Annotated in this window: 7 protein-coding genes; 3 read left to right on the top strand and 4 right to left on the bottom strand. The window is 43.4% G+C overall.

What is annotated here, in order from left to right; all coding sequences use genetic code 11:
• Nucleotides 1-475 (top strand): hypothetical protein (locus A3735_RS29595; protein WP_231882518.1); only part of this gene is annotated, 475 nt, incomplete at its 5' end.
• A 430-nt stretch (nt 476-905) separates the two neighbouring features.
• On the opposite strand, the gene A3735_RS09505 is transcribed toward A3735_RS29595, so the two are convergent.
• Nucleotides 906-1,886, bottom strand: a complete 981-nt coding sequence (locus tag A3735_RS09505; protein ID WP_068516467.1) for a response regulator — start codon at nt 1,884-1,886, stop codon at nt 906-908.
• A 300-nt stretch (nt 1,887-2,186) separates the two neighbouring features.
• On the opposite strand from A3735_RS09505, the gene A3735_RS09500 reads away from it, so the two are divergent.
• Entirely contained in the window at nt 2,187-2,669 is a 483-nt protein-coding gene (locus A3735_RS09500) for a YajQ family cyclic di-GMP-binding protein (protein WP_068516464.1), read from the top strand.
• A 74-nt stretch (nt 2,670-2,743) separates the two neighbouring features.
• On the top strand, nt 2,744-4,291 hold the full coding sequence (locus A3735_RS09495; RefSeq protein WP_068516461.1) for an MFS transporter: 1,548 nt from the start codon (nt 2,744-2,746) through the stop codon (nt 4,289-4,291).
• Between the two features lie 30 nt (nt 4,292-4,321).
• On the opposite strand, the gene A3735_RS09490 is transcribed toward A3735_RS09495, so the two are convergent.
• The 3 genes from A3735_RS09490 to A3735_RS09480 all read right to left on the bottom strand — a co-directional run bounded on the left by A3735_RS09490 (nt 4,322) and on the right by A3735_RS09480 (nt 6,965).
• Nucleotides 4,322-6,241 (bottom strand): EAL domain-containing protein, encoded by a 1,920-nt coding sequence (locus tag A3735_RS09490; RefSeq protein ID WP_068553714.1) that lies wholly within the window; start codon nt 6,239-6,241, stop codon nt 4,322-4,324.
• A gap of 235 nt (nt 6,242-6,476) precedes the next feature.
• Complete coding sequence (locus A3735_RS09485) at nt 6,477-6,794, bottom strand: MGMT family protein (protein WP_068509027.1); 318 nt, start codon at nt 6,792-6,794, stop codon at nt 6,477-6,479.
• A gap of 6 nt (nt 6,795-6,800) precedes the next feature.
• Nucleotides 6,801-6,965 carry a hypothetical protein gene (locus A3735_RS09480; protein ID WP_255375159.1) on the bottom strand — a complete coding sequence of 55 codons (165 nt, stop codon included), beginning with the start codon at nt 6,963-6,965 and terminating at the stop codon, nt 6,801-6,803.
• Between the last annotated feature and the right edge of the window lie 8 nt (nt 6,966-6,973).

Below are 6,973 nucleotides of genomic sequence, written 5' to 3'. Positions count from 1 at the left end.
TCGAGGAATTCGTAGCTGGAGTTTGTCAGAAAAGTGGTCATTAACTTTCTCTCCAGAGTTGTTTTGGTATGAAAGCCGGGGGGCAGGAGCCCGATCATCTTTCGATTTTGATCGCTTGGTTGGTGACTTTTATCTGCTTCGTCTACAGTCTTCCGTTGTTTGGTATGAAAGGTACGGACACAGGCGATACGTTCAAAACCTTGCTTTTTTCCATGACATCAATCAGCGGCGAGCGCTGGAATACTCGTTTGGATTTTCTGCCGATGAACGACAGCATCATACCGTTGTATCAGAGTATTTTGCGCAAATTCGCTATCGACGTAATTTGTATAAAGGCTGGTTTTTCTATCAGTTGAATATTGGCACAACATTTCCTAGGGAATATGAATATAAAACTAACCCTTTTATCGGTATCAGGTTTGAAATTTTGTTATCTGATGACCTGGAGAAAGTGCTAAGAACACGCCTTTACTAAAGCGGACAGACACAAAAAAAGGCTAAGTTCATAAAAACTTAGCCCTAAATTGCTTGAAGATAAGCAAAACGAAAATGATGAAGAACTTGTAAATAGCTTTGGATAATAGCAGCCCGAAAAAACAGCGGAGGTACAACAAAACCCTCCGCTAACGGGGGATACTACTCAAATCCACGAAAATAATTCTAGGTTATAAGAGGCCGTAACAATATAGTTTTTGAGTAAGGTCTTGTAAGGGATTGTGTTGCTATTGTGAGGTGCTGTGATGTGATGTACTAGCCTGCTAGCGAGCCTATAGACGGCTCGGTCTACAGGCTTTGGCAGTCTACTTATATTGAATAAATAACGAAAACGGCAGGCGGAGGGTTTCACCCCTAGCATGATCAACCCCTTGCCGTGCTATCCCATTTTGGAGTATTAATCGGGCTATTTACAGTATGCTAGTGTTCGGCTCATTCTTCCAGCGAGAGATTACAATCGTGTCTGTTTCAATTGCCTGGCGCATTTGCTGTTGGCAGCCTTCTTCTATGTCACTTACGCGCGGCACTGAGGCACTATCATCAACTGTACAAATACATGATGCGATTTTGACTGACACATAACCGGAAGCTGTGCGGAAAGATTTTAGATTTATACCATCATGAATGCGGCGATAAGAACTGATAGAGCAATGATCTATGTTGCCAAAGTTAGCGATGATCGCGTATTGATGTTCTGCAACGCGGCAAAGAACATCTAAGGGGCGAATTAGGCTTCTTAAGCGGCGCGTTATACCTAGTGCGACTTCTTCACAGGTCATGTGGTTGTGCTGCTTTTTGATGACAGGCCAGTTTTTGATATCAATTAGCATGTAACTAATTGCGCCACCACGAGACTCGGTGTGCCTCAGAAAGTTTGCTAAAGTCTCTTGCGCGAGACGTTTATTACCAATACCTGTTTCAATATCGACAATATTCTTTTCTTCGAGGTGTTTATTGTTTTCAATGAGCAAATGATTTGCAGACAGTAAAGTATTCTGTCGCTCTGACATTCTGTCTGCGGCATACACGCGAGGAAGAAGTTGCTTAGACATTTCTGACTTGAAGATGAAGTCGTCGATACCTTTGTCGAAGGCTTCATTTAGAGCGCTGCTACCTTCTTTCGCTGTCAAGAGTATTACATAAGTAAAGTGGTTGTTTTGCTCATCTAACTGCCGGACTTGAGCTGTTAACTCTAAGCCATCAATTTCTGGCATTAACCAATCTGCAATGAGTACACTAGCTTGGCGCTTGTCTAGCATCGCTAGGGCTGTGTTGGCATCGTTGGCGATGCGGACGTCTCTATAGCCTGCTTTGCCAAGCGTTTTGGCTATGATTGTGCTGCTGAATTTTGTGTCATCCACTACTAGAATGGAAAGATCGAGATTGGGCATGAGTCCAGGTCCTTATCCGAGTCTCTGATTCTTCAATACGATATACAAATCCGTTTACTATTTCGGCTATCGCGTGTAGCGCTAAGCGCTTATGGTCAGCGTGCTTAGTTGCTACAAAATTCTACTGCGAGAAAAAGTTACTCAGCTTTATTATTGTTTCCCCAGTTTAGACGTGTTTTTAGCTTTGTGCGAAAGTCATTTACAAGAGATTCTCTTGAAACTGATTTTTCAAGTAACTACTCAAGTCACTACCCGCTATAATGGGGAAAATTTATTGTTAATGATACGCGGGAGTATACCATGCCATCTTTTGATACGGTCTCAGAACTTGACATGCATGAGGTCACAAATGCAATTGATCAAGCAAAACGTGAACTAGGTAACCGTTGGGACTTTAAAAATGTTCAGGCCGATATTGTTGTCGAAGGGACACGAGTCACTTTTTCAGCCGAGCAGGACTTTCAGCTTGAACAGCTTATCGAAATGCTGCAGATGGCATTTGCTAAACGAAAGCTTGATGTTCGTTCTCTGACTGAGGCGGGTGACAGTAAAGCGGGCAAGTTAGTTAAAAGAAGTTTTGATATCAAACAGGGAATTGATAAAGATGTTGCACGAAAAATGGTTAAGATGGTGAAAGAAGCCAAGCTTAAAGTTCAGGTGGCAATTCAAGGTGATAAAGTTCGTGTTACGGGTAAAAAACGAGATGACTTGCAAGAAGTGATGCGCTTCTTCAAAGAATCGGATCTTGATATTCCGCTGCAATTCAATAATTTTAGAGATTAAGCTTAGAACGCTGAATCGGCTGTTGCTTCCTTTAGGGTGCTTTTATCTTCAATTCGCGATGAAAATATAAAAATATGTCTCAAGCACACTTAGGCTGGCGCCAGTCTTTAAGCTCTCTAAAGCACCCTCGGGTTCTGTCGATGCTGTTCTTCGGGTTTTCGGCAGGAATTCCCTTACTGTTAATATTTTCTTCGCTGTCTTTATGGTTGCGTGAAGCAGGGGTCGAACGCTCGACGGTTACTTATTTTAGCTGGGCGGCTTTAGCCTATTCTTTCAAATTCTTATGGGCGCCACTTGTTGATCGCCTTCCTGTGCCTTTGCTAACAGCCAGAATGGGGCGTCGAAGAGCATGGTTATTGATTTCCCAGCTAGCTGTTATGTCTTCTATCGCAATGATAGCTGCCGTTAACCCGGCTCAAGAAAGTGCTTTGAGCGTTATGGCTTTTGCGGTTGTGATGCTGGGGTTCTCATCGGCGACGCAAGATATTGTAATCGACGCCTATCGAATCGAGTCTGTTGGCACCGACCTGCAGGCATTGATGTCTTCCACCTATATTGCGGGCTATCGTATTGGCATGCTGGTCTCGGGAGCAGGGGCTTTGTTACTGGCCAGCTCTTTTGGCTCATCTGGTGAGGAATATGTCTATGATGCTTGGAGATCTACCTACTTGCTGATGTCTTTGACCATGTTAGTCGGGCTTGCTACGACCTGCATGGTGAGAGAGCCGAGCACAAGTAATGATACAAATAGTGCTTTTACTTCTGCTCAATATCTGAGGTTTTTGCTGTTATTTGTCGCCAGTATTGCACTGTTTGTATCGGTGTATATTCTAGGCTCTGAACTGGCTGCAGAATTGAAAATCTTCTTGGCTGAGTTGTTTAAGAACTCTGCTTTAGGGAACTTGCTAGTTGAATGTTTACGCCTGCTTACAGGGCTTTTAACTGTCGCACTGTTTATTCGTTCGATGGCCAATACCCCCTTTTACGAAAAGACACTCATACATCAATCTTATATTGCTCCCGTTGAAGAGTTTTTTAGCCGCTACGGTCTAAAGCTAGCGGTCTTATTGTTGATATTTGTCGGCTTCTATCGTATTTCAGATATTGTCTTAGGGGTAATCGCGAATGTTTTCTTTCAGGATATGGGCTTTAGCAAAACAGAGATCGCGACGGTTGTAAAAACCTTTGGCCTATTTATGACGATCGCAGGGGGATTTTTAGGAGGCGTGTTATCTGCTCGTTATGGTGTGATCAAAATGCTTTATACCGGTGCTTTTTTAACCGTCGCAACTAATCTCTTGTTTATGCTGCTGGCAGAGTCGGGTCATAATATTGAGTTGCTGTATTTTGTGATCTCGGCCGATAACCTAACGGCAGGATTGGCCAGTGCGGCATTTATAGCCTTCCTTTCAAGCCTGACCAATGTGTCTTTTACCGCTGTTCAATATGCAATATTTAGTTCGCTGATGACGCTTTTGCCAAAAGTAATCGGAGGGTATTCGGGGAGTATGGTTGATAATTTGGGCTACTCAAACTTCTTTTTACTTGCGAGTTTGATGGGTGTCCCCGTTATTGCCTTAATATATTGGATTCAACGTTATTCTGCGTTTAAGGATGCTTAGCGGCTCTCGTTCATAGACAGTAGGCTAACGTTAAATATAGCATTGTCTGTTTTTGATAAGTTCAATGAAGTCTGTTTCCGATATTGGCGGGCAATAATGATAACCTTGAACAAGGTCGCAATGCATATCTTGAAGGAGCGAAGCCATGTGATGGTTCTCGACGCCTTCTGCGACGACTTGTATTCCCAGTGCATGAACCATCTCAATGATGCCTCGAACTAAGGTTCGATCTTCCTGTGATACGAGAATTTCATCAATAAAACTCTTATCAATTTTGAGGATTTCAATTGGTAACTTTCTCAGATAACTCAAAGATGAGTGGCCTGTACCAAAGTCATCTATTGCGGTTCTGATACCCATGCTTTTTATTTCGTGGAGCGTCTGAACTGCCAGGTCCAAATCGTCCATAATTGCGGTCTCAGTCACTTCAAGCTCAAGTGTTGAAGGGTCAATTCCAAATGTGCCCAGTGAGCGTGCTAGGTCTTCTTGAAGCAAGCCTCTATGGAAGTGACGTGCAGAAATGTTGAGTGCCAATATGAAGTCGGAGTCAAGATAGGTCTGCCACTCTTTTAGGTGTTTGCAGCATTGATGAATTACCCATTGGCTGATAGGAATAATTTGGCCATTTTCTTCAGCAATTGGGATGAACTCAAAGGGGTTGCGATATTTTCCATCTTCTTGCTTCCAACGGATCAGTGCTTCAGCGCCTTTGATGGAGCCAGTGTCGAGATCAATTTTGGGTTGGAAGAATAACTCAAACTGCTCTTGCTCTAGCGCAACATTTAACTGACTGCGTATTTTTAAGCGATGCGCTGGCTGGTCGTTCTCACTTGCTTGATATATCACATATGTATTTTTGCCACGTTTTTTGGCTTGATACATGGCAATGTCAGCATTACTAATTAATTTGTCGGAGTCATTGCCGTGATCGGGGGCGGCGGCAATGCCGATACTCGCGCTCATGTAAATATCTTCATTGCCTAAATGAAATGGTGTGCCAAAAGAGTCAACAATTGCTTGTGCAAATTGTTTGGCATTATCTGTGCCATCTTGTTTTTCCATCACTGCAATGAATTCGTCACCACCATGTCTAGATAGTAGTGTGTGAGGGGGCAGCTCGGCTTCAAGGCGCAGAGTTATGGCCTTGAGTAGTGCATCGCCAACACCGTGTCCCAGAGAGTCATTTACATCTTTAAATCCATCAAGGTCGATAAACAGGACAATCGTCTGGTCTTTGTTTTGACTTGCCGAAGTCAGGGCGGTATCGAGCCTGTTTGATAGAAGCCTGCGGTTAGGTAGGCCAGTAAGCAAGTCATGATAAGCTCGGTGACGGGCTTCCTCTTCTTTGAGTTTTAGTTCGCTGATATCCCTAAAGCTCCAAGCCAGGCCAATAATCTCGCCAGAGTTGTTTTTCGTCTGGGGGTTGGAATATGCCTCAATAGTTCGACCCTTTAGTGTTTTTATTTCACACAGACGCTGCTCTTTGGGAGTCTCGAGGCTGAATTTAAACTCGGCTGTCAGTGAGTTTGGCTCGCTGATGAGGGTTTCTGTTTCTTTTAGAAAGTCTGCTATATGGTTGATGTTCTTTTCTTCAGGGTCGATACGGAACATCTCACAGAAATTTGGGTTGTAGAGTCTGACTCTACCTTCCAGATCGAGCACTAATAGAGCTTCATGGCTCGACTCTAAACTTGCATGCAATAGTGAATGAGATTCTTTAAGCGCACTCTGGGTTATCTTAAGTTCTGTAACTTGGCGCTCTAGTTCTTTATTGCGTGTAATGAGTTCCTTTGCTGACAGTTGAACGGAGCGCTCGAGGGTTGTTCTTTGTTCATCAGCTTCGACATAACTATTATGTACGGCATTCAAAAATGCAGTAATGCGAGGGTCATCCGGCACTTCTGATAGGTGCTTTTCGATCTGCTCTAGAATGAGTTTATGGTACTTCATAGCTTTCGTTTGTACTGCATGTTACTTAATGAACGTAGAGTCATTAATTTTCTATGTTACAAGGTTATCTCTACTTCACTTTAGAGTGCGTGCTGAAAATGCTTTTTAACCTAGGAAAGCAGGAGTCGAGTTCTCATTAAGTACCCGGCACATGACTATTTCAAGTGAATCTACTTAAATTTAGACTATATTTCTGTGTTTCGCTGTGAAATTTTAATGTTACTTGAATTGTCTTTTAGCCAAGCCAGAGATATTGGCACATAGAAGTAGAGCTCAGTGGCATAGGCACGCCTTCTGTTTCCAACAGTGAAGTTTGTTCCAGAAACTTATCGGAGCCTATCGGGAAGGAGCACTTTCCTTGAGCATTAATTATTCGGTGCCAAGGAATGCGGCTGTCTTTAGGTAGTTGTTTTAATATGTAGGCGACGTAACGTGCTTTGCCTGGGTGCCCTGCCAGGGATGCTATTTTCCCGTAAGAACAGACTTGCCCGCTGGGGATGCTCGCCAAGCAGGCCAGTATAGCCTGCTTGCATTCACTTTCGTTTGTTGCCATTGGGAGTTAGATTCTTAGTCCACCATCGACATCGATGACCCGGCCTGTAAGGTAATTATTTTCAAAAATGTGCACCACACTTTGTTGAATATGGCTAGGTTGGCCGGGGCGACCTAAAGGGATAACTTTCTTCATATGGTCTTGAGCCTCAGGTTTCATACTGGCTGTCATTTCCGTTT

It is taken from the genome of Oleiphilus sp. HI0061, assembly GCF_001635675.1.
Note: the sequence above shows the minus strand (reverse complement) of the source record. Positions and strands in the feature narration are given on the sequence as shown.